Genomic DNA, 21,131 nt, shown 5'->3' on the forward strand with positions numbered 1-21,131 from the left:
CCGGGGGAGCGGTCATGCTCGGTCTCGTGACGACGCAGGGCGCGACCCCTCGCCGACGGGGTCGGACGTGGGGCGGCCTGCTGGTCCCGCTGAGCTGCCCGGGCTGCGGTGCGGTGGACGAGGTGGTCTGCCCCGCCTGCCGCGACCGGCTGCTCCGCGGTCCGCTGCTGCGGCGCCCGCTGGCCGACGGCACCACGGTGGTCGCGTCGGCGGCGTGGCGGGGCCCGGCCCGGCGTCTGGTCGTGGCGGCCAAGGAGTCCGGCCGGCGTGACGTGGGCGTCGTCCTGGCCCGGGCCGTGGCCCGCGCCGTGGTCGAGGTCGCCTGGGGTCCGGGGACGGGTCCCCACGACCCGCCCCTGCTGCTCGTCGCCCCTCCGGTGCGCCTGGTGTCGGTGCTGCGCCGGGGCGCCCGACCCACCCCGGACCTGGCGGAGGACGCGGCACGGCTGCTGCGCGCCGCCGGTGCGCAGGTGCAGGCGGTCCAGCTGCTGCGCCACACCCGTGCGGTGGCCGACCAGGGGGGCCTGGACCGCGAGGAGCGGGCCGACAACCTGGCCGGCGCCTTCGAGACCAGCTCGCGCCGGATCGGGTCGGCGGGGGTCAGGCGGTCGAGCGCGGTCGTCGTCGTCGACGACGTGGTGACGACCGGGGCCACGGTGCAGGCGGTCGCGGCAGCGCTGCGGGAGGGCGGTCTGAAGGTGCTGGGGGCCGGTGTCGTGGCGTCCGCGTGAGTGATCACACACCCCCCGACTTCCACCTGAGAGTCGAGCAGGACTAACGTTCCGTCATGGAGCAGGCCGCGGTCCCCGAGGGGCCGCGGCCTTCTGCGTCAGCGACGACGGAGGAGGTGGTGCTGCGGCCCTGACGGCGTGGTCGCGTGAGCTCGCGACCTGCGGGGACCACCACCCTGACCTGCACGGACCTCGTGCAGCCGAACGAAGGCAACTGATCTCAGGAGGTTCCATGGACGTCACCGTGACCGCCCGGCACACCACAGTGCCCGACCGGTTCCGTCGCCACCTCGAGGAGAAGGTCGAGAAGGTCGAGCAGCTGTGTCCGCAGTGCCACCGCATAGACGCGGTGGTCAGCGAGGAGAAGAACCCTCGGCAGACGTCGGCGGCCCACCGGATCGAGCTCACCGTCCACAGCAGGGGACCCGTCGTCAGGGGTGAGGCGAACGCGGCAGACCCGTACGCGGCCCTCGACCTGGCCCTGGCCAAGCTGTACGAACGGCTCAGGCGTGCGCGCGACCGGCGCAAGGTGCATCACGGTAGGCACGCCCCGGAGTCCCTCACGCACGCCAGTGCCCGCTGGGAGGGGATGGACCTCGAGGCGCCGCGCGAGCTGCTCCCCGACGGCACCGGCCTGAACGGCACGCCCGACATGGCGACGACGCCGACCCAGCCCGTGGGTGACGTCGACGCGGCCCCCGACCCCGGGGCCGAGGACGTCGACCCGCTGGACGGCTCGCCCGTCGAGATCCGCGAGAAGGTCCACCCGGCCGTCCCGATGACGGTCGAGCAGGCGCTGTACGAGATGGAGCTCGTCGGCCACGACTTCTACCTCTTCGTCGACGCCGCGGACGGCCGCCCCAGCGCCATGTACCGCCGCAAGGGCTGGAGCTACGGCGTCATCCGGCTCAGCGAGGACGCCGGCACCGCCGGGGAGGACGACCGCGACCCCGACGTCCCGGTCGTCGCCCGGGCGGGCTGACGCGACGTCCGGCCGGGTCCCGCGCGACGGGGCCCGGCCGGGCACGCGCCGTCGGTGCCGACGGCCACACTCGTCCGCGTGACGCCGACGACGCCGACCGTGCCGCCCGGTCAGACCCTGACCCAGGACCAAGCCGTCCGCCTCGCGCTCTCCGCGACGGGTCTGACCGGTTCACCGGGCCCGGGCCCGGGCACGGACCGCGGTCACGTCCGCCGGCTCGTCGGGCGGCTCGGGGCGTTGCAGATCGACTCGGTCAACGTGCTGGCCCGGGCGCACCTGCTGCCGGTCCGGTCGCGGCTGGGTGACTACGACCGCCGGGTCCTCGACCGGGCCACGTCGACCGGCCCGGGACGTCGTCCGGTGGCGTGGGAGTACTGGGGCCACGAGGCGTCGTTCGTCGGGGCCGAGGCGCTGTCGGCCCTGCGGTGGCGGATGCGCGAGGCCGAGGCGGGCGCCTGGTCGGGGATGGTCGAGGTCGCGCGGCGGCGTCCCGAGCTGCTGGACGCCGTCGTCGACGTCCTGGCCGACGGGCCCCTGACCGCCCGGCAGCTCCAGCAGCACCTCGAGCCGGGTCACACCCGGCGCACGGACCACTGGGGCTGGAACTGGAGCGACGTCAAGCGGGCCGTGGAGTTCGCGTTCTGGTCCGGACGGGTGGCCTCGGCCGGTCGGACCGAGCAGTTCGAGCGCCGCTACGACCGGCCCGAGCGGGTCTGGCCCGTGCAGGCGCTGACGACCCCGTGGCCAGGCCCCGACGAGGCCGCCGACGTCCTGGTCGACCTCGCCGGACGCGCCCAGGGCGTGGGGACGCTGGCCGACCTCCGCGACCACTTCCGGCTGCCGCCGGCCCTGGCCCGGGACGCGGTCACCCGTCTCGTCGAGGCCGGTCGGCTCCTGCCGGTCCAGGTCCAGGGATGGGGAGCGGGTGGCGGACCGGCCCCGGCCTGGCGCCACGTCGACGTGGCCCTGCCCCGGGCGTCGTCGGGCTGGGACGGCGCCGGCACCCTGCTCGCACCCTTCGACCCGCTCGTCTGGCACCGGCCGCGGGTGGAACGGCTGTTCGGGTTCCGGTACCGGCTGGAGATCTACGTCCCGGCCGCCCGCCGGGTGCACGGCTACTACGTGCTGCCGTTCCTGCACCGCGGTCGCCTCGTGGCCCGCGTCGACCTGAAGGCCGACCGCGCGCGGGGTGTCCTGCAGGTCCGTTCCGCGTGGGCCGAGCCCGGCGCGGACGGAGACGACGTGGTGGCGCTGGGGCGGGAGTGCGCGCGCCTGGGGCGCTGGTGCGGCTGCGACCGGGTCGAGGTCGAGCCCGTGGGGGACGCGGCCACAGCGCTCGCGGACGCCGTCCGGGCCACGGCGGGGGCCGACGCGTCGGTGTGATCCGCCCCCAGCCTCGGCGTCTACCATGCAGCCCGTGGGATTCATCGACCGGATGCTCAGGGTGGGCGAGGGCAAGATCGTCAAGCGCCTTGCCAAGACCGCCGACCAGGTCAACGCCATCGAGGACGACTTCGTCGCGATGAGCGATGCGGAGCTGCGCGAGGAGACCGACCGCTTCAAGCAGCGCCTCGCCGACGGGGAGACCCTCGACCGGCTGCTGCCCGAGGCGTTCGCCACCGTCCGCGAGGCCGCCCGTCGGACGCTGGGGTTCCGGGCCTTCGACGTGCAGCTGATGGGCGGCGCCGCGCTGCACCTGGGCAACATCGCCGAGATGAAGACCGGCGAGGGCAAGACCCTCGCGGCCACGCTTCCGGCCTACTTGAACGCCCTCACGGGCAAGGGCGTGCACGTGGTCACGGTCAACGACTACCTGGCGCGGTACCAGAGCGACCTGATGGGGCGGGTGTTCCGCTTCGTCGGCATGGAGACCGCGGTCATCCTCAACGGGCAGACCCCGGCCGAGCGCCGGACCGCCTACGCCGCCGACATCACCTACGGCACCAACAACGAGTTCGGGTTCGACTACCTGCGCGACAACATGGCCCAGAGCCTGCAGAACCTGGTCCAGCGCGACCACTACTTCGCCATCGTCGACGAGGTGGACTCGATCCTCATCGACGAGGCCCGTACCCCCCTCATCATCTCCGGCCCGGTCGAGCAGCCGCAGAAGTGGTACACGGAGTTCTCCCGGATCGCGAAGAAGATGGAGCGCGACGTCCACTACGAGGTGGACGAGAAGAAGCGCACCGTCGGCATCAGCGAGGAGGGCATCAGCCTCGTCGAGGACCACCTGGGCGTGGACAACCTCTACGAGGCCGAGAACACCCCGCTCATCGGCTTCCTCAACAACGCCGTCAAGGCCAAGGAGCTGTACCGCCGCGACAAGGACTACGTCGTCGTGGACGGCGACGTGAACATCGTCGACGAGCACACCGGCCGCATGCTGGCCGGGCGCCGGTACTCCGAGGGGATGCACCAGGCGATCGAGGCCAAGGAGGGCGTGGTCATCCAGCGCGAGAACCAGACGCTGGCCTCGATCACCCTGCAGAACTACTTCCGGATGTACGACAAGCTCGGCGGCATGACCGGTACGGCCCAGACCGAGGCCACCGAGTTCAGCCAGATCTACGGCATGGGTGTCGTGGAGATCCCGACCAACAAGCCCATGGTCCGCAAGGACCAGCCGGACTACGTCTACAAGACCGAGGACGCCAAGTACACGGCCGTCATCGAGGACATCGTGGAGCGCCACGGCAAGGGCCAGCCGATCCTGGTCGGCACCACCAGCGTGGAGAAGTCCGAGCGGCTGTCCAAGGAGCTGGCCCGGGTCGGCATCGACCACGAGGTCCTCAACGCGAAGCAGCACGCCCGCGAGGCGCAGGTCGTCGCCATGGCCGGACGGCCCGGTGCTGTCACCGTCGCCACCAACATGGCCGGGCGCGGCACGGACATCATGCTGGGCGGCAACGCCGAGTTCATGGCGGTCGCCGCGATGGCCGACCGGGGCCTGGACCCCAACGAGGACCCCGAGGCCTACGAGGCCGCCTGGCCGGAAGAGGTCAAGCGCGCCGAGGACGCCGTCAAGGCCGACGCCGAGCTCGTCCTCGAGGCGGGTGGTCTGTACGTCCTGGGCACCGAGCGCCACGAGTCCCGTCGCATCGACAACCAGCTTCGCGGTCGCTCCGGCCGTCAGGGTGACGACGGCGAGAGCCGGTTCTACCTGGCCCTCACCGACGACCTGATGCGGATGTTCAACTCGGGCCTCGTGGAGTCGTTCCTCACCCGGGCCGGGATCCCCGACGACACCCCCATCGAGTCCGGGATGGTGTCCAAGTCGATCGAGAACGCCCAGAAGCAGGTCGAGAGCCGCAACTTCGAGATCCGCAAGAACGTCCTCAAGTACGACGACGTGCTCAACATGCAGCGCACCGTCATCTACAAGGAGCGCCGCCGGGTCCTCGAGCGCGCCGACCTGGGCGAGGAGGTCCGTCACTTCGCCGGCGACGTCGTCGAGGGCTACGTCCGCGCGGCGACCGCGGGCTCGCACCCGGACGAGTGGGACCTGGAGCTGCTGTGGCAGCAGCTGCGCGCCCTGTACCCCGTGGGGGTCGAGGCGGAGGAGGTCGAGGCCGAGCACGGCAGCTCGCTGAGCACCGAGAACCTGGTGCAGGAGCTCGTGGCCGACGTGCGTCTGGCCTACGACGCCCGCGAGGAGGAGATGAGCCCGGCGCTGATGCGTCAGCTCGAGCGGCGCGTCGTGCTGGGCGTCATCGACCGCAAGTGGCGTGAGCACCTGTACGAGATGGACTACCTGCAGGACGGCATCGGCCTGCGCGCGATGGCGCAGCGCAACCCCCTGGTGGAGTACCAGCGCGAGGGCTACGACATGTTCCAGGCCATGACCGAGGGCATCAAGGAGGAGACGGTCCGGCTCGTCTTCGCCGCCCAGCTGACCGCGGCGGTCCCTCAGCCGCCCGCAGGGGTCACGGTGGTCGGCGGCGCCGAGGACGAGCCGGTGACCGCCGGCGCGCCGGCCGCGCCGGCCACTGCGGCCGCCGTCACGGCGTCGGCAGGGGCGTCGGCAGGGGCGTCGACGGCTTCGTCCGGCGACGACGACGTGCCGGACGAGGAGGCCCCGGTCGCCCCGTCCGAGGCGGCGGCGGCGTTCAAGGTGCCGGGCCTCGACCAGCGCGTCGGTGAGCTCGAGTACTCCGCTCCCTCGCTGGACGGCGAGGACGGGGCGCAGGCCGCGCCTCGGGCCCGCGGTCGAGCCGGTGGTGCAGGTGACGGGGTCAACCGGGCTCAGCGACGGGCGGCCGCCAAGCGCGACCAGAAGAACCGCTGACCCTCCGGGCGGCGGGTCGCGGCGTCAGCCGATGACCAGCGCCGTCAGGCGCCAGCGGGAGTCCTCCCCGTCGAGCCGGGCGGCCACGGCGCGGGCCCGGGGACCGTCGAGCACCACGGCGGAGACCTCGACGCCCCGCTCGCCCGACGGGCTGGTCCGCAACGACCGGACCACCGGGCGTCGGCCGCCGCCTCGCCCGGCCATCTGCTCCAGCCGGGCCCGTTGGCGCAGCTGGGAGTAGACCTCGGGGGTGGTCCAGCGCAGCAGCTGCGTGGCGGGGCGGTGCCCGCGGACCACGTCGACCGCGGCCTGCACCAGGCGACGGGCCAGCTGCTCGGGGCAGGGCAGGTCCGCCGCGGGGGTCGGCACGGGGTCGGAGAAGGACGGCTCGGCCGCCGCGACGGGCACCCCGTGCAGGACGAAGGCGTGCTGCCCGGCCTGGCCCGTCGAGCCGTCGTCGGCCCCGTCGCTCCTCCCGTCGGCCCCGGCGGGCACGGCGCGCAGGTGGCGGGTCGGCGCGGTGACGCCGGAGGGCGGGGCCCACGGGGCGGGCTGCGGCTGGGGGAGCGCGCGCACCCGCAGGCCGGTGGTGTCGTGGGCCAGGGTCGGCATGGCGTCTCCTCGGGGCTGGTCGGACGGCTGGTTGGACGGCTGGGCGGACGGCGGGGCGGACGGCGGGTTGGACGGCGAGTCGGACGGCGAGTCGGACGGCGGGGCGGACGGCGGGTTGGACGGCGGGGTGAACGGCGGGACCGTCGGTGGCGCGAGCGGTCGACCGGGCGGCGGGCCGGCCGGCGCGGGGTGCGCGCCGGGGGCCACGGCCGCGCTCACCCGTGGGTCCTCACGGCGCCGGGACGACGAGGCGTTGCCCCGGCAGCAGCAGGTCGGGGTCGTCGCCGACGACCGCTCGGTTGGCCTGCCACCACGACGGCCAGGCCCGGGCCACCTCGTCGTCGGTGGCACCCGGTCCCAGGTGCTCCGCCGCCAGGTCCCACAGCGTGTCGCCGGCGCGCACGACCACCTCGGGGTCCCGCTGCAGGGCCGGGCGGGTGGTGGTGCCGGTCACGAGGGCGGCACTGGCCGGGTCCACCCCACGGGGCGCGCGGAACGGCTCGACCGTGGCCGGCGCGGCGGTCGGGTCCGCCGTGGGGGTCGGGTCCGCCGCCGGGGGCGACGGGGCCGCGGTGGTCCCCGTCGTCGCGGCGCCGGTCGCCGGCGGCACGACGGCCTCGGCCAGCGCGGTCCACGTCCCCGGGGCGCGCCCGGCCCGACGGGAGGGTTCGCCCCCCGGGGAGGGTTCCGACGCCGGCGACGTGGCGGTCGCGACGGCGACGGGCGGGGCCCCCGTCGCCGACGCGGTGGCGGGGCCGGCGGAGAGGGCCGCCACCACGAGGGCCGCGACCGTCGCCGCGACGACGTGACCCCCCGTGGGTCGGTGGTCCGGGCCGGACGGCCCGGCCGCGCGGGATCCGGACCCCGGCGCCGGGCCCCGGACGGGCGCCGTCGCCGCGGTCGGACCAGTCCGGCCGGTCGCGGCGGTGCGCCAGCCGTCACGGACGCCGGCGACCGCGGCGGCCGTGCCCCAGACCAGCAGGGCGACGCAGCCCAGGCAGGACAGCAGCAGGAGGGCGTCCGCCCAGTGCGCGGCCGCCGCCCCCGACGCCACCAGCTGCGTGGCCTGCCACCCGGCGGTCAGGGCGCCGCCGGCCGGGGCGAGGACCGCCACGACCGACACGGCCACCGCTGCTGCTCGTCGGTCCGACCTCATGAGACACCCCTCTCGTCGATCAGGAGCATGTTTGATGCAGTTTGACGCTGTCAAGGGTCCTTGGTGCATCTGAGGACATCTGAGTGCCTGCGGCTACAGTGGCGCTCATGCGCTGGGACGACCTCTTCGCGGACCTGGAGGCCCAGCTAGCCGGTCAGCAGCGGGAGGCGCTGGACGCCGAGGTGGCCGAGCGGGTCCGCATCGAGCGCTCGGCGGTCACCCTCGTCGACCGGATGCGGGCGCACGTGGGGGCGAGCCTGACGCTCGACGTCGGCCCGGTCGTCGTGCGGGGTCGCCTGCAGGACGTCGGGGCCGACTTCGTGCTCGTGGACGACGAGGGCGGCGGGCACAGCGTCGTGCCGGTCGCCTCGCTGGTGTCGGTGTCCGGGCTCGGCCGGGCCGTCGCCCCCGCCCCGGGCGCGGTGCTGCGTCGGCTGGGTCTGGCCTCGGCGCTGCGCGGCCTGGTCCGGGACCGGGCCGAGGTGCGGCTGGTGACCGACCGGGCCGAGCTGCGGGGGACGCCGGCCTCGGTGGCGGCCGACCACCTGGACCTCGTCCCGCTGCGGGCCGGGGAGCAGGACCGGGCACCGGTCGTGCCGGTGGCGGTGCCGCTGGCCGCGCTCCGCGTCGTCCGCAGCCGCTGACCCGACCCGACCGCGCCGGTCGTGGGCTACTGCTGCTGCTCGACCTCGCGCTGCTCCCGGGCCTGGCGCTCGGTCTCGGCGTACAGACGGTCGATGTACGCCTCGAGCTCGGCCACCTCGACCCGCCACTGACCCCGCCCGCCCACCTGGATGGCTCGCAGGTCGCCGCGCCGGACCAGGGCGTAGGCCTGAGCGGCGGAGATGCTCAGGGTCTCGGCGACGTCGGCGAGGGGCATAAAGCGTGCGGCCATGGCGATGATGGTGGCAGACGGTGACGCCAGGAGCGGTGCGGTCGTCCACAGGCTCCGCGAGGTCCTCGGCGGTACCTGTCACACCTTGCTAGCGTGCGCGGTCATGGGGGTCCCCACCGAGTCGACCGCGTTCCCGGCCGTGCCCGCGCGCCGGGTGAGACGGCCCTCGTGGCGGGACCCCAGGCTGCTCGTCGGGCTGGTCCTGGTGCTCGGCACGACGGCGCTGGGCGGCGTGCTGGTCGCCCGCGCGGACGACACCGTCCCCGTCCTCGCCGCGGGGGCCACCCTGGTCCGCGGCGACCCGCTGCAGCAGTCGGACCTCCAGGTCGTCAGGGTGCGGCTCGCCGACGTGGGACCGGCCTACCTGCCGGCGGAGACCGGCCTCCCCGCTGACGCCGTGGCGCTGCGCACGGTCCCCGTCGGCGAGCTGCTGCCGGCCTCGGCCGTGGGGCGCGCCGCCGAGCTGGACTCCCGACCGGTGGCGCTGCCGTGGCAGGGACCACGTCCCGAGGGCCTGGTCCGCGGCGCCGCCGTTGACCTGTGGGTCGCCCCGCGCGAGGGCACGTCGGACTTCGGCGAGCCGTCGCTGCTGGTCGAGGCGGCCGACGTGTTCGCCGTGGTCGAGGCCACCAGCGGTCTGGGCTCGACGGGCGGGACGCAGGTGCAGGTCATGCTGGAGCCCGACGGGGTGCAGCAGCTGCTGGCCGCCCTCGCAGCCGAGGACCGGATCGACCTGGTCCTGGTGCCCGGGCCCCGCGGGTGAGCCGACCGGCCGTGGGCCCGCACCGGGGCGGACCGGTCCCGGTCGTCACGGCCGTGTCCGGGCCCACCGAGAGCGCGGTGGCGGCGGCGCTGTCCGGTCGGCGCGACGTCGTGCTGGTCCGCCGCTGCGCGGACGTCGCCGAGCTGCTGAGCGTCGCCGAGGCGGGGCTGGCCTCGGTCGCGGTGCTGGGCGAGGCGTTCCCGCAGCTGGACGCCGACGTCGTGGACCGGCTGCGGCACAGCGGGTGCGCGGTCGTCGGCGTGGTCGACCCCGACCGGGAGAGCTCGGAACGGCTGCGGGCCTGGGGCGTCACCGTCGTCGACCTCGACCCGGTCGCCGGCCCGACGGCGTCCGGACCCGCGCCCGGTCGCGACGCCGTCCTGGCACGGGCGGTGCTGGCGGCCGGGACCCCCGGCGTCCTCCCGGAGGCCCCCTCGGCCCCGGTCGAGGGCCCCGGGGCCCCGCCCCGAGGGCACGACCGGTCGGTCCACCAGGACGACGACCACCACCACCACGACGACCCCCGTGGTCTCCCGTCCGGCGACGCCGAGCCGAGGTCGGGTGGGTACAGCCGTCCCGTCGCGGGACCCGTGCTGCGTCCCGGGACCGCCGCGCCGAGGGCGCCCGGGGCGACGGCGGCCGTCCTGGCCGACGGCGACCCGCCGTCGCCCGGTCCGCAGCGCCGGGGTCGGCTCGTGGCCGTCTGGGGGCCGCCCGGGGCGCCGGGGCGGACCACGGTGGCCGTCGGCGTGGCCGCCGAGCTGGCGGCCGCCGGCGCCGAGGTCCTGCTCGTCGACGCCGACACCTACGCCGCGTCGGTCGCCCAGGTGCTCGGGCTGCTCGACGAGTCCCCCGGTCTGGTGGCCGCGGTCCGCGCCGGGCTGGACGGTCGCCTGGACCCCGCGACCCTCGCCCGGCTGTCGCCCGTGGTGGCCCCCCGGCTTCGGGTCCTCACCGGGCTCACCCGGGCGGCGCGGTGGAGCGAGCTGCGGCCCGCCGGCCTGCAGGCGGTGTGGGGCAGCGCCCGTCGGCTCGCGGACCACGTGGTGGTCGACCTCGCGCCGCCCCTGGAGGAGGACGACGAGCTGTCCTACGACACCGCGGCACCGCGGCGCAACGGGGCCGCGCTGGACGTGCTGCGGGCCGCCGACGACGTCCTGGTGGTCGGCTCGGCCGACCCGGTGGGGCTGCAGCGGCTCGTGCGGGGCCTGCAGGACCTGGCCGTCGCGGTGCCGGGGGTGGCCCCGCAGGTCGTGGTCAACCGTGTCCGCGCCGACGCCGTCGGTCGCAACCCGCGGCTGCGGGTGCGGGAGGCGCTCGACCGTTTCGCGGGGGTGCGGGACCTGCGCCTGGTGCCCGACGACCGCCCGGCCACCGACCGGGCCCTGCTGCAGGGCCGCACGCTGCACGAGGCCGCACCCGACAGCCCGGCCAGCGTCGCGCTGAGGGCCACGGCCGCCGGTCTGGCCGCGGCGGCGGTGCGACGCGCCCGGGACGACGGTCGCGCAGGCGGCCCGGACGCGGGTCCGGACCGGGCGGGCACGGGACGGCGCGACCGGCGACGCCGGGCTACCCGCCGGTAACAACCGGCCCGAGGTGGGTAGCATCGGCTCGATGTCCGACCGCCTGAGCGCTCTGGACGCCTCGTTCCTCTACGCCGAGGAACCGGGCGCCCCCCAGCACGTCGGTACGGTCATGGTCTTCGAGGGCCCGATCGACTACCCCCGGCTGCAGCGCCACCTGGCCGGCCGGATCGCGTTCGTGCCGCGGTACCGCAAGCGGGTCACCCCGGTGCCGGGGCGCCTGGCCAACCCGGTCTGGACCGACGACCCGCGGTTCGAGCTCGGCTTCCACGTCCGCCGCTCCGCCCTGCCGCGCCCGGGCAGCACCGACCAGCTGCGCGAGCTCGTGGCCCGGGTGCACCCGCGCGAGCTGGACCGCAGCCGTCCGCTGTGGGAGCTGTACGTCGTGGAGGGGCTGGCGGGGGACCGGTTCGCCCTGATCAGCAAGGCCCACCACGCCCTGGTCGACGGCGTGAACGGCCTCGACCTCGCCCAGGTGGTCCTCGACTCCTCGCCCGACGTCAGCGAGGCGCCGCCCGACGCCTGGCGTCCCGGCCCCCAGCCCTCGGGCCTGGACCTGGTGACCGGCGCGGTGCTCGAGGCCGCCCAGCGCCCGGCCGCCGCGGTGTCGACCCTGCGCCGCCGGGCCGCGGACCTGCAGCACGTCGCCTCCCGCGCCGCGGGCTCGCTCGGCCGGCTCGCGGTCGTGAGCCGGGCCCCCGGCAGCCCGCTGGACGTGGAGCTGTCCCAGCAGCGTCTCTTCGCGGTCGCCGACCACAAGTTGGCCGACTACCGGGCGGTGGCCCGGCGCCACGGTCGTCCCCGCCCCGGAGCGGTCGCCTCGGTGACGCCCACGGTCAACGACGTGGTGCTCGCGGTCCTGGCCGGGGCGATGCGCACCTGGCTGCAGGCGCGCGGTCTGCCGGTCTCGCCCACGACGCGGATGCGGGCCCTGGTGCCGCTCAGCGTGCGCGGGGCGGACGCCCCCGACGACGACACGCTGACGATCGACGAGGTCTCCTACGGCACCTCGGTGGACGGGCAGCTCGTCGACCTGCCGGTGGGGGAGGTCAACCCGGTGATGCGGCTGCACCAGGTCGCCTACCAGCTCAGCCCGCACCGGGAGGGCGGCCGGGCGATCGCGGCCCGTGACCTGGCCGAGCTCGCCGGCTTCGCCCCGCCCACCCTGCACAGCCTGGGGGTCCGGGTGGCCGGCGGTCTCTCGCGGCGCTACTTCAACCTGCTCGTGACCAACGTGCCCGGCCCGCAGCAGGCGATGTACTGCGCCGGCGCGCGGCTCGCCGAGACCTACCCGGTGATCCCGCTCTCGCAGGGCCACGCCCTGGCGGTCGGCATCACCTCGTACGACGGCCGGGTGTTCGTCGGGTTCAACGCCGACCGGGACGCCCTCGCGGACGTCGCCGACCTGCCCACCTACCTGGCGGAGTCGCTGGCCGAGCTGAAGGCGGCCCGATGATCGCCCAGCGCGACGGCGTCCCCGTGAGCAGCACGTCCGGCGAGAGCCCCGGCGGGTCCTCCGGGGCCCGCCGTCGAGCACCGCGCAAGGGCCGCCCGTCGCGGGACCGGCCCCGCTGGGGGCTGGTCCTCGGTGGGGGCGGGGTGCTGGGCGGGGCGTGGATGGTCGGGGCGCTCACCGCGTACGAGGAGGTCAGCGGCCGGGACTGCCGCGACGCCGACGTCGTCCTGGGGACCTCCGTCGGTGCGTTCGCGGCCGCCGTCCTGGGCAGCGGGGCCTCCGTCGCCGACTGGCGGGCCCACCAGGAGGGCAAGGCCGTCCGTCGTGGCCCGATGGCCGGGCTGGCCTGGGACTACGACGTCGACGCCGGGGGTGCCACCCCGCCGTCCCCGGGCCGGCGGCCCGGTTCGCCCCGCCTGGTGACCGGCAACCTGCGACGGCTGCGACGGCTGCCGCCCACGGCGGTGATGTCGGCGCTCGTGCCCGAGGGGCGGGGGTCGCTGGCGCGCATCGGCGAGACCGTGGCCGCGCTGAGCGGCGGGCAGGGCTGGGTGAGCAGACCGGGCGTGCGGGTGGTGGCGCTGGACTACGACACCGGTCACCGCACGGTCTTCGCGGGGCCCCACGACGAGCCGGGGGCCGACCAGCACCGACGCAACACGTCGGCCGCGGCGGCCATCGAGGACGCCGTCATGGCCTCCTGCGCGATCCCCGGCTGGTACGCACCCGTCACCATCGCCCAGCACCGCTACGTGGACGGCGGCGCCTGGTCGAGCACCAACGTGGACCTGCTCGCCGGCGACGGGCTGGACGAGCTGGTCGTCGTCGCGCCCATGGTGTCCTTCGCCCCCGACCGCCCGCGGTCCTTCGCGCAGATCCTCGACCGGCAGTGGCGTGCCTCGGTGACGTCCCGGTGCCTGCGCGAGGTCTCGGCGGTGCACGCGGCCGGCACGGCGGTCACGGTCATCGGTCCCAGCGCGGCGGACCTGGCGGCCCTGGGCACCAACGTCATGGACCCCGACCGTCGCCTCGACGTGCTGCGGACCTCCCTGGTCACCAGCCGCGAGTCGCTGCGGGACCCCGAGCCCATCCTGGGCGACCCGCCCGCCGACGTACCGACCACCGCCGTACCGCCCGCCGACGACCGAGGAGCAGGGGTCAGCCGATGAGGATCTACCTGGCGACGACACCGGCCCGCGTGGCGGACCTGCGCCGTGACGGGGTCGTGGTCGGCACGGAGGCCTACGCGGCGACCGAGGCGCTGGCCGAGGCGCTCGACCTGCCCGCCCCCGGCGACCCCGACACCGACGACGACCTCGCCGAGGTCGCCGTCGCCACCGCGGCCGAGGCCTCGCTGCTGCTGCTGGCCGAGGACGTCGCCGAGGGCCGGGAAGGACCGGCCCCGACCCGCCGTGTCGTCCTGGCCGCGGAGGCGCGGGCCCGGGCCGTCGGTGGTGACGCCCACCCGGGCGCCGTCGTCCTCACCGCCCCGCTGCGGTTCGACTCGGTCGACACCGTCATGGCCGACGACGAGACGGTGGCCGAACGGGTGGCCCGGGCGGTCGCGTCGGTGGAGACGGACCAGGAGCGGGCCGTCCGGTTGCTGGAGAACACCGCGCTGGGTTGGTTCGACCCGTCCGAGCTGCCCTGACGCGCCCGCGCCCCACCCCGTCGCACTAGGCTCGCCCGGTGGTTGCTGACCCGGCCCCGGACGTCCACGACGAGCTGTTCGACCTGCGGCTGGAGCGCTGGCTGCCGGACTGCGAGGCGGGCCTGCGGGGCGCCTACCGGCCCGACGAGGTGCCGGCGCTGCTCGAGTCGGTCGTGGCCGTCCTGCGCAGCGCCCACGCGGGTCGTCGTCCCGCGCTGCGACGGCTGGACCAACGTCGGCTGCTGCGCCCGGACTGGTTCCAGGACCCGCGGATGCTGGGCTACGCCGCCTACACCGAGCGCTTCGCCGGCGACCTGCGCGGGGTGCACGACACCCTGGGCTACCTCGACGAGCTGGGGGTCACCTACCTGCACCTGCTGCCCCTGCTCACGCCCCGCCCGGGCGACAGCGACGGCGGGTACGCCGTGGCCGACTACCGGCAGGTGCGTCCGGACCTGGGCACCAACGAGGACCTGTCCGACCTCGCGGACACCCTGCACTCCCGCGACATGAGCCTGTGCGTGGACCTGGTCCTCAACCACGTGGCGCGCGAGCACGAGTGGGCGGTGCGGGCGCGGGCGGGGGAGGAGCGCTACCGGCGCTTCTTCCGGTTGTTCGGGGACCGCACCGGCCCCGACGCCTACGAGGCCACGCTGCCCGAGGTGTTCCCGGACTTCGCGCCCGGCAGCTTCACCTTCGACGACGAGCTCGACGCCTGGGTGTGGACGACCTTCAACTCCTGGCAGTGGGACGTCGACTGGTCCAACCCGGACGTCTTCGTCGCCTACCTCGAGGTGGTGTGCCACCTGGCCAACCTGGGCGTGGACGTGCTGCGCCTGGACGCCATCGCGTTCCTGTGGAAGCGGTTGGGCACCGCGAGCCAGAACGAGCCGGAGGTGCACGCCCTCACGCAGGCGCTGCGGGCGGCGCTGCACATCGCGGCCCCGGGGGTCCTGCTGAAGGCCGAGGCGATCGTCGGGCCCCGCGACCTGGTGCCGTACCTGGGCACGGGACGCCACCACGGCCGGGTGAGCGACCTGGCGTACCACAACAGCCTCATGGTCCAGGTGTGGTCGATGCTCGCCAGCCGCGACGTCGGGCTGACTGTCCACGCCTTGCGGCAGTTCGACCCCGTCCCCACGACGACGTCGTGGCTGACGTACGTGCGCTGCCACGACGACATCGGCTGGGCCGTCGACGACGGTGACGCCGCGGCCGTCGGGCTGGACGGGCACGCCCACCGGGCGTTCCTGTCGGACTTCTACTCCGGCGGGTTCCCGGGCGGGTTCGGGCGGGGGCTCGTGTTCCAGCACAACGAGGAGACCGGGGACCGGCGCATCTCCGGCACGGCAGCCAGCCTGGCCGGGCTCGACGCGGCCCTGGAGCTGCCCGAGGGCCCGGCGCGGGTCGCGGCGCTGGACCAGGTCGTCGCCCGGCTGCTGCTGGCCCACGCCGTCGTGATGGGCTTCGGCGGGATCCCGGTGCTCTGGTCCGGCGACGAGCTCGCCCTGCGCAACGATCCGGACTGGGCCGAGGAGCCCGGTCACGCCGGGGACAACCGGTGGGCGCACCGACCGCGGCTGCCCTGGCGTCTCAACACCCTGGGCGAGTCGGCCGAGGACCGCCACGACCCCTCGACGGTGACGGGGCGGGTGTTCCAGGGCCTGCGAGAGCTGGCCGCGGCTCGTCGCGGGATCGCGCAGCTGCACGCCTCCGGCGGCACCGAGGTCCTGGACCCGCCGCACCCCGGCGTCCTGGCGCTGCTGCGGCGCCACCCCGAAGGCCCGATGCTGGGGCTGTACAACGTCACCGGGACGACGGTGCACGTGACCGGCTGGCTGCTGGGCCTGCACGGGCTGCACGACTGCGTGGACCGCCTCGGCGGGGAGCGGGTGCTCGTCGACGACGGGGGCAGCGTCGAGCTGGCCCCCTACACGGCCCGCTGGCTCGTGGCCGGCTGAGCGTCGCCGGCCTGCTCGCGCGCCAGCCGTTCCGCGGCCAGGGCGACGTTGGCCTGCATCCCGCCGAAGACGAACGCGTGGAACGGCGTCACGGCCGCCCAGTAGGCGTGGCCGGCCAGACCGCGCGGGTGGAACAGGGCCCGCTGCCGGAACAGGGTGCGACCGACCGGGTCCTGCTCGACCAGCAGCTCCAGCCAGGCCAGGCCCGGGGCCTTCATCTCCGCGCGCAGCCGCAGCAGCTGCAACGGACGGACGTCCTCCACCCGCCACCAGTCCAGCGCGTCGCCCACCGCGACCCGGCTGGGGTCGCGTCGGCCGCGGGTCAGGCCCGGGCCGCCGGAGAACCGGTCGAGCCAGCCCCGGACCGACCACGCCAGCGGCCACGAGTACCAGCCGTTCTCGCCGCCGATGCCCTGGATCACCGCCCACAGGTGCTCCGGCGAGGCCCGGACGGGGGTGGCCCGCTCGTCGACGTACAGCGAGCCGCCCGCCCAGTCGGGGTCGCTGGGGAGCGGGTCGCTGGCGGTGCCGGGCACGCTGGCCGAGGACCACCGGGTGAGCACGGCCGCCTCCTTCACCCGCTGCAGGGCCAGGCCGACGGCCCGGTCGAAGCCGATCCGGCCCTCCGGGGGGTCGGGGACGTAACGCTGCACGTCGTGCTCGCTGCAGACCACCTCGTGGACCAGGCTCGCCACCAGCGGGCGCGCCAGGCGGTGCGGGACCGGGGTCACGATGCCCACCCAGTGCGCGCTGAGCCGGGGCGTGAGCACGTTGACCGGCATGATCACGCGCCGCGGCAGCCCGGCCACGGCGGCGTAGCGCTGCATCATGTCCAGGTAGGTCAGCACGTCCGGTCCACCGATGTCGAAGGCCCGGTTGACCTGCGGCGGCAGGGCCGCGACCCCGACGAGGTAGCGCAGCACGTCGCGGATGGCGATCGGCTGCACCCGGTTGCGCAGCCAGCGCGGCGTCACCATGACGGGCAGCCGCTCGGTCAGGTAGCGCAGCATCTCGAAGGACGCCGAGCCGGAGCCGATGATGACGGCGGCGCGCAGCACGGCCGTCGGCACGCCCGAGGCCAGCAGGATCTCGCCCACCTCGCGCCGGGACTCCAGGTGCGGCGTCAGGTCCTCGTCGTCGGGGTACAGCCCGCCGAGGTAGACGATCCGCCCGACCTCGTTGTCCCGGGCCGCCCGGGCGAACACGCGGGCGGCGGTGCGGTCGGTCCGCTCGAAACGTCGCCCGGACCCCAGGGAGTGGATGAGGTAGTAGGCGACGTCGACGCCGACCAGGGCCGCGTCGACGGCCTCGGGGTCGAGCACGTCACCGCGGACCACGTCGACCCGGTCGTGCCAGTCGTGGCCCTTCAGGCGCTCGGGGTGGCGGGTGAGCGTCCGCACCCGGTAGCCGGCGTCCAGCAGCTCCGGGACCAGGCGACCGCCGATGTAGCCGGTGGCGCCGGTGACGAGGACGAGCGGGGGCGGGGTCATGCCCTCAGTGTCCGTTCGGGCCGGTCGGCGCGCACGCGGGGCTGCTGTCGTCGGTCGGCGGAGCGGGTGCTAGCGGCGCTGGTCGCGCGGCGGCTCGTCGGAGGACCCGAACGGTTCGCCCGAACCGGGCTCGGGGGCGTCCTCGGCGGCGACGTAGGCCTCACCCCGCGTGGACTGCGGGGCGGGCGGGATGTCCGAGCCGCCCTCGGGGCCCTCGTCGTGGGCGCCGGGCCCCTCGGTCCGCACCCACACCGTGCGCTGCGGGAACGGGATCTCGATGCCCAGGGTGTCGAAGCGGTACTTGATCCGGCGGCGCATCTCACGGGCCACCACCCACTGCTCCAGCGGCACCGTCTTGATGATCATGCGCACGGTGATGCCGTCCGCGGCCAGGGCCTCGACCCCCCAGACCTCGGGCTCGTCGAGGAACTTGTCGCCCCAGTCGGGGTCGGAGCGCATGTCGTGACCGAGCTCCTTGAGCGTCTCCATCACCTGCGTCAGGTCCTCGCCGTAGGCCACGTCGATGTCGAGCACGGCCCGGGACCAGCCCTGGCTCATGTTGCCGACCCGGACGACCTCGCCGTTGCGGACGTGCCACACGGTGCCGTCCACCGCCCGCAGCCGCGTCGTGCGCAGGCCGACGGCCTCCACCACCCCGGTGGCCTCGCCCATGTCGATGACGTCGCCCACGCCGTACTGGTCCTCGGCGATCATGAAGATCCCCGACACGAAGTCCTGCACCAGGGTCTGCGCGCCGAAGCCCAGGGCGATGCCCACGATGCCGGCCCCGGCGACCAGGCCGGTGATGTTGACGCCCAGGGTGGGCAGGATGACGAACACCGCGGCGGTCCACACCGCGATCGACACGACGGCCTGCAGGATCGAGCCGATGGCCTTGGCCCGCTGCACCTTGCGGGCGCGGCTGATCGGGTCGGTGGGCTCGAAGAGGTCGATCCGGCCGCGGCGGGCGGGGTCGTCGGCCTTGATGCGGTCGACGAACCGGCGGATCACCCGGTGCAGGACGTAGCGCAGCACGAACGCCACCACCACGACGGCCAGGACGAACAGCGGGATGCTGATCAGGCCCGAGACGAACCGGGCCTGCTCGATGTCGCCGATCACGTTGTTGATCAGGCCGCACAGGCTCGCGTCCTGGGTGCCGCAGTTCTGCTCGGTCACCACCCGCGCGATGCCGTCCGTAACGGGGGTGCTGGGGGTGTCGCCGGGCTCGGGCTCGACGGTGGACGTCAGGGGGTTCGTGGCTGCCATCGCGGGTCAGGGTAGCGACGGATCATGAGTGCGACCTGGGTGCGGCGTCCGACCAGACCAGGCCCGTGTGGTGGGCCAGGAACAGCAGCCCGTCGGTGGACAGCCCCACGGTCCGGCTCAACGAGCGGGCGCCGTGGCCGACGTCGGCCTCCCGGCGCAGCAGGACCGGGCGGTCCGGCAGCGGGCTGCTGGTGGCGTGCTGCAGGGCGGCCGCCAGCTTGCGGGCGTGCAGCGGGTCGACGCGGCTGTCGCCGTCGAACACCGTGAACAGCACCGCGGGGTAGGCCGTGCCCTCGTGGACGTGGTGGTAGGGCGAGTACGACAGCAGCCAGCCCAGCTCGGTCGCGTCCGCGGCGGTCCCGTACTCGTCGTTCCAGGTGATGCCCAGGCCGTGCTGCTCGTAGCGGACCATGTCCAGCAGCGGCGCGGAGCACAGCACCGCGGCGTAGGCCTGCGGCCGCTGGGTGAGCGCGGCACCGACCAGCAGCCCGCCGTTGGACCCACCGGACACGGCCAGCTGCGCCGGGGTGGTCCAGCCGTCGGCGACGAGCCGGTCGGCCGCGGCGTGGAGGTCGTCGAACACGTTCTGCTTGCGGTCCCGGTAGCCGTCCCGGTGCCAGTCCTCGCCCTCCTCGCCGCCGCCGCGCAGGTTGGCGACGACGTGGACGCCGCCCGCACGGACCCAGGTCAAGGTGGTGGCGGAGTAGCCGGGGTTCAGGCTGATGCCGAACCCGCCGTAGCCGTACAGCACCGTCGGGGCGGGCGCGGCGGGACGGCCCTCGAGCAGGGAGTCGGTGCGGGCGACGACCACCATCCGCACGACGGTGCCGTCCGCGCTGGTGTACTCCACCTGCCGGGCGGTGACGTCGGGCCCGGGCGGCGGCTCGCCGGGCGGCAGCTCCCAGGTGCTCAGCCCCAGGGTGCGCCCGTCCAGGAGCAGCACCCGAGGGGGCAGGGTGTGGTCGGTGTAGGTGAACCAGGCACGGTCCCGCTCGGTGAGCGGGGGCACCAGCGCCCCGACGGACCCGACCCCGGGCAGGGCGACGTCGCTCAGGTGCCGGCCGTCCAGCAGCCGGTGGACCGCGACCTCGCCGACGGCGTGGCGGGTCCGCGAGACCAGCAGCAGCGGCTCGGCCAGGTCGTCGTGGTCGAGGACGGCCACGTCGGCCAGGACGGCCTCGGGGTCCTCCGGCACCAGGTCGACCCAGTGCTCGGGGGTCGGGGTCGCGGGGTCCGTGACGCACAGGCGACCCCGCGGGGCGTCCAGGTCGGTGTGCACGTACAGCCGGCCGTCGCGCCCGACCCAGGCCCCGTGCTCGGCGTCCAGGCCGACCGCGACCGCGCGCAGGTCCGGTCGCTGCGGCGAGGACGACGCGAGGTCCGCCAGCCAGACGTCGGTGCGCGGCGCGGTCCCGGCCGAGGCGGACACCAGCAGCCAGCGGCCGTCGTGGCTGGTGCCCACGCCGTAGTAGTTGGTCATGTCCAGGCCGTCGCCGAACACCTCGACGTCCTCGGTGGTGGGGGTCCCCACGACGTGCAGGTACACCCGGCGGTGGTACTGCGTCTCGCCCTGAGGGAGCAGCTCCGGCGGCAGCCGCCGGACGTAGAAGAACCGGCGGGTGCCGTCGGCGCCGACGGGCAGCCAGGCCACGGGGGAGTAGCGGGCCCGGTCGACCGGACCGTCGACGTCCTCACCGGTGTCCACGTCCATCACCCGCAGGACGCTCTCCTCCGAGCCGCCCTCGCTGACCTGGTAGGCCAGCAGGTCACCCTCGCGGGACAGCGACCACGCGTCCAGGGTGGTCGCGCTCGTGGGGTCCAGCTCGGCGGGGTCGACCAGGACGCGCTCGACACCGGTGCCGTCCTCCGCGCGGGTGCGCAGCAGCAGGACCGCGTGCTCGGCGGTGGGCTCGCGACGCACCAGGACGTGCTGGTCGACCGCGTCCTGCCCGGCCCGGTGGCGACGGCGGACCGCCGGGACCCCGACGGACCCGGTCGCCAGCAACGACGTGACGCTCGCGCTGACGTGGGCCCGCCCGGGCCAGCGCGCGGCGTGCTCGGCGAACAGGTCGTCCTGGGCGGCCGACCACGCCCTGCTCTGCGGCGAGGTCGGGTCCTCCAGCCAGCGGTACGGGTCCGCGACGGACCTGCCGTGCAGCTCGTCGACGACGGGGCCGCGGGCGGCGGGCGGGTAGGCGTGAGACTGGTTGTCCGGCACCCGGGCGACCCTAAGGGGTGGAACCGGACATCTCGCCGTGCTGTCCACAGGTGTCCCCCCGGAGGCTCCTGCCGTG

Annotated in this window: 17 protein-coding genes; 11 read left to right on the forward strand and 6 right to left on the reverse strand. The window is 75.2% G+C overall.

Annotation, left to right across the window (positions count from 1 at the left end):
- The first annotated feature begins 26 nt into the window (after positions 1–26).
- The 4 genes from ACR80Q_RS04520 (at position 27) to secA (ending at position 6,001) form a co-directional block, all read left to right on the forward strand.
- On the forward strand, positions 27–731 hold the full coding sequence (locus tag ACR80Q_RS04520; protein ID WP_435376359.1) for a ComF family protein: 705 nt from the start codon (positions 27–29) through the stop codon (positions 729–731).
- 232 nt (positions 732–963) lie between these two features.
- Positions 964–1,713 carry a ribosome hibernation-promoting factor, HPF/YfiA family gene (hpf, locus tag ACR80Q_RS04525; RefSeq protein WP_435376360.1) on the forward strand — a complete coding sequence of 250 codons (750 nt, stop codon included), beginning with the start codon at positions 964–966 and terminating at the stop codon, positions 1,711–1,713.
- A gap of 78 nt (positions 1,714–1,791) precedes the next feature.
- Entirely contained in the window at positions 1,792–3,096 is a 1,305-nt protein-coding gene (locus tag ACR80Q_RS04530) for a winged helix-turn-helix domain-containing protein (RefSeq protein ID WP_435376361.1), read from the forward strand.
- Positions 3,097–3,121: 25 nt separating this feature from the next.
- Entirely contained in the window at positions 3,122–6,001 is a 2,880-nt protein-coding gene (secA, locus tag ACR80Q_RS04535) for a preprotein translocase subunit SecA (protein ID WP_435376362.1), read from the forward strand.
- A 24-nt stretch (positions 6,002–6,025) separates the two neighbouring features.
- On the opposite strand, the gene ACR80Q_RS04540 is transcribed toward secA, so the two are convergent.
- Positions 6,026–6,832 (reverse strand): Rv3235 family protein, encoded by an 807-nt coding sequence (locus tag ACR80Q_RS04540; protein WP_435376363.1) that lies wholly within the window; start codon positions 6,830–6,832, stop codon positions 6,026–6,028.
- A gap of 10 nt (positions 6,833–6,842) precedes the next feature.
- Positions 6,843–7,769: a LysM peptidoglycan-binding domain-containing protein gene (locus tag ACR80Q_RS04545; protein ID WP_435376364.1), complete on the reverse strand. Its 927-nt coding sequence runs from the start codon at positions 7,767–7,769 to the stop codon at positions 6,843–6,845.
- Positions 7,770–7,852: 83 nt separating this feature from the next.
- Between ACR80Q_RS04545 and ACR80Q_RS04550 the strand changes: the two genes are divergently transcribed.
- Complete coding sequence (locus ACR80Q_RS04550) at positions 7,853–8,413, forward strand: hypothetical protein (protein WP_435376365.1); 561 nt, start codon at positions 7,853–7,855, stop codon at positions 8,411–8,413.
- 26 nt (positions 8,414–8,439) lie between these two features.
- Here ACR80Q_RS04550 and ACR80Q_RS04555 read toward each other — a convergent pair whose 3' ends face one another.
- Positions 8,440–8,664, reverse strand: a complete 225-nt coding sequence (locus ACR80Q_RS04555; protein ID WP_435376366.1) for a helix-turn-helix domain-containing protein — start codon at positions 8,662–8,664, stop codon at positions 8,440–8,442.
- A gap of 103 nt (positions 8,665–8,767) precedes the next feature.
- On the opposite strand from ACR80Q_RS04555, the gene ACR80Q_RS04560 reads away from it, so the two are divergent.
- From ACR80Q_RS04560 to ACR80Q_RS04585, 6 genes are read left to right on the forward strand one after another with little or no spacing between them, the layout of a single operon-like run.
- Positions 8,768–9,427: an SAF domain-containing protein gene (locus ACR80Q_RS04560; protein ID WP_435376367.1), complete on the forward strand. Its 660-nt coding sequence runs from the start codon at positions 8,768–8,770 to the stop codon at positions 9,425–9,427.
- Positions 9,424–11,010, forward strand: coding sequence for a CpaE/TadZ family protein (locus ACR80Q_RS04565; RefSeq protein WP_435376368.1), 1,587 nt, complete (start codon positions 9,424–9,426; stop codon positions 11,008–11,010). The genes ACR80Q_RS04560 and ACR80Q_RS04565 overlap by 4 nt, the downstream gene beginning before the upstream one ends.
- Positions 11,011–11,041: 31 nt before the next feature.
- On the forward strand, positions 11,042–12,466 hold the full coding sequence (locus tag ACR80Q_RS04570; protein ID WP_435376369.1) for a WS/DGAT/MGAT family O-acyltransferase: 1,425 nt from the start codon (positions 11,042–11,044) through the stop codon (positions 12,464–12,466).
- Positions 12,463–13,635 (forward strand): patatin-like phospholipase family protein, encoded by a 1,173-nt coding sequence (locus tag ACR80Q_RS04575; protein WP_435376370.1) that lies wholly within the window; start codon positions 12,463–12,465, stop codon positions 13,633–13,635. The genes ACR80Q_RS04570 and ACR80Q_RS04575 overlap by 4 nt, the downstream gene beginning before the upstream one ends.
- Positions 13,632–14,117: a DUF6912 family protein gene (locus tag ACR80Q_RS04580; protein ID WP_435376371.1), complete on the forward strand. Its 486-nt coding sequence runs from the start codon at positions 13,632–13,634 to the stop codon at positions 14,115–14,117. The genes ACR80Q_RS04575 and ACR80Q_RS04580 overlap by 4 nt, the downstream gene beginning before the upstream one ends.
- Before the next feature lie 38 nt (positions 14,118–14,155).
- On the forward strand, positions 14,156–16,078 hold the full coding sequence (locus ACR80Q_RS04585) for an alpha-amylase family protein (protein ID WP_435376372.1): 1,923 nt from the start codon (positions 14,156–14,158) through the stop codon (positions 16,076–16,078).
- On the opposite strand, the gene ACR80Q_RS04590 is transcribed toward ACR80Q_RS04585, so the two are convergent.
- The 3 genes from ACR80Q_RS04590 to ACR80Q_RS04600 all read right to left on the reverse strand — a co-directional run bounded on the left by ACR80Q_RS04590 (position 16,048) and on the right by ACR80Q_RS04600 (position 21,055).
- On the reverse strand, positions 16,048–17,568 hold the full coding sequence (locus ACR80Q_RS04590) for an SDR family oxidoreductase (protein WP_435376373.1): 1,521 nt from the start codon (positions 17,566–17,568) through the stop codon (positions 16,048–16,050). The two genes, ACR80Q_RS04585 and ACR80Q_RS04590, sit on opposite strands and share 31 nt — an antisense overlap.
- Before the next feature lie 69 nt (positions 17,569–17,637).
- Complete coding sequence (locus tag ACR80Q_RS04595; protein WP_435376374.1) at positions 17,638–18,837, reverse strand: mechanosensitive ion channel family protein; 1,200 nt, start codon at positions 18,835–18,837, stop codon at positions 17,638–17,640.
- Between the two features lie 22 nt (positions 18,838–18,859).
- A complete protein-coding gene (locus ACR80Q_RS04600) occupies positions 18,860–21,055 on the reverse strand; it encodes a prolyl oligopeptidase family serine peptidase (RefSeq protein WP_435376375.1) in 2,196 nt (731 codons plus the stop codon).
- Positions 21,056–21,131: the final 76 nt, after the last annotated feature.

Origin of the sequence: Aquipuribacter aurantiacus, assembly GCF_051216895.1 — a bacterium.
GTDB lineage: Bacteria > Actinomycetota > Actinomycetes > Actinomycetales > JBBAYJ01 > Aquipuribacter.

Coding starts and splice junctions, on each gene's coding strand:
- ACR80Q_RS04580 (WP_435376371.1), top strand. CDS start 13,632: ATGAGGATCTACCTGGCGACGACACCGGCCCGCGTGGCGGACCTGCGC.
- ACR80Q_RS04570 (WP_435376369.1), top strand. CDS start 11,042: ATGTCCGACCGCCTGAGCGCTCTGGACGCCTCGTTCCTCTACGCCGAG.
- ACR80Q_RS04595 (WP_435376374.1), bottom strand. CDS start 18,837: ATGGCAGCCACGAACCCCCTGACGTCCACCGTCGAGCCCGAGCCCGGC.
- ACR80Q_RS04590 (WP_435376373.1), bottom strand. CDS start 17,568: ATGACCCCGCCCCCGCTCGTCCTCGTCACCGGCGCCACCGGCTACATC.
- ACR80Q_RS04545 (WP_435376364.1), bottom strand. CDS start 7,769: ATGAGGTCGGACCGACGAGCAGCAGCGGTGGCCGTGTCGGTCGTGGCG.
- secA (WP_435376362.1), top strand. CDS start 3,122: ATGCAGCCCGTGGGATTCATCGACCGGATGCTCAGGGTGGGCGAGGGC.
- ACR80Q_RS04560 (WP_435376367.1), top strand. CDS start 8,768: ATGGGGGTCCCCACCGAGTCGACCGCGTTCCCGGCCGTGCCCGCGCGC.
- hpf (WP_435376360.1), top strand. CDS start 964: ATGGACGTCACCGTGACCGCCCGGCACACCACAGTGCCCGACCGGTTC.
- ACR80Q_RS04555 (WP_435376366.1), bottom strand. CDS start 8,664: ATGGCCGCACGCTTTATGCCCCTCGCCGACGTCGCCGAGACCCTGAGC.
- ACR80Q_RS04575 (WP_435376370.1), top strand. CDS start 12,463: ATGATCGCCCAGCGCGACGGCGTCCCCGTGAGCAGCACGTCCGGCGAG.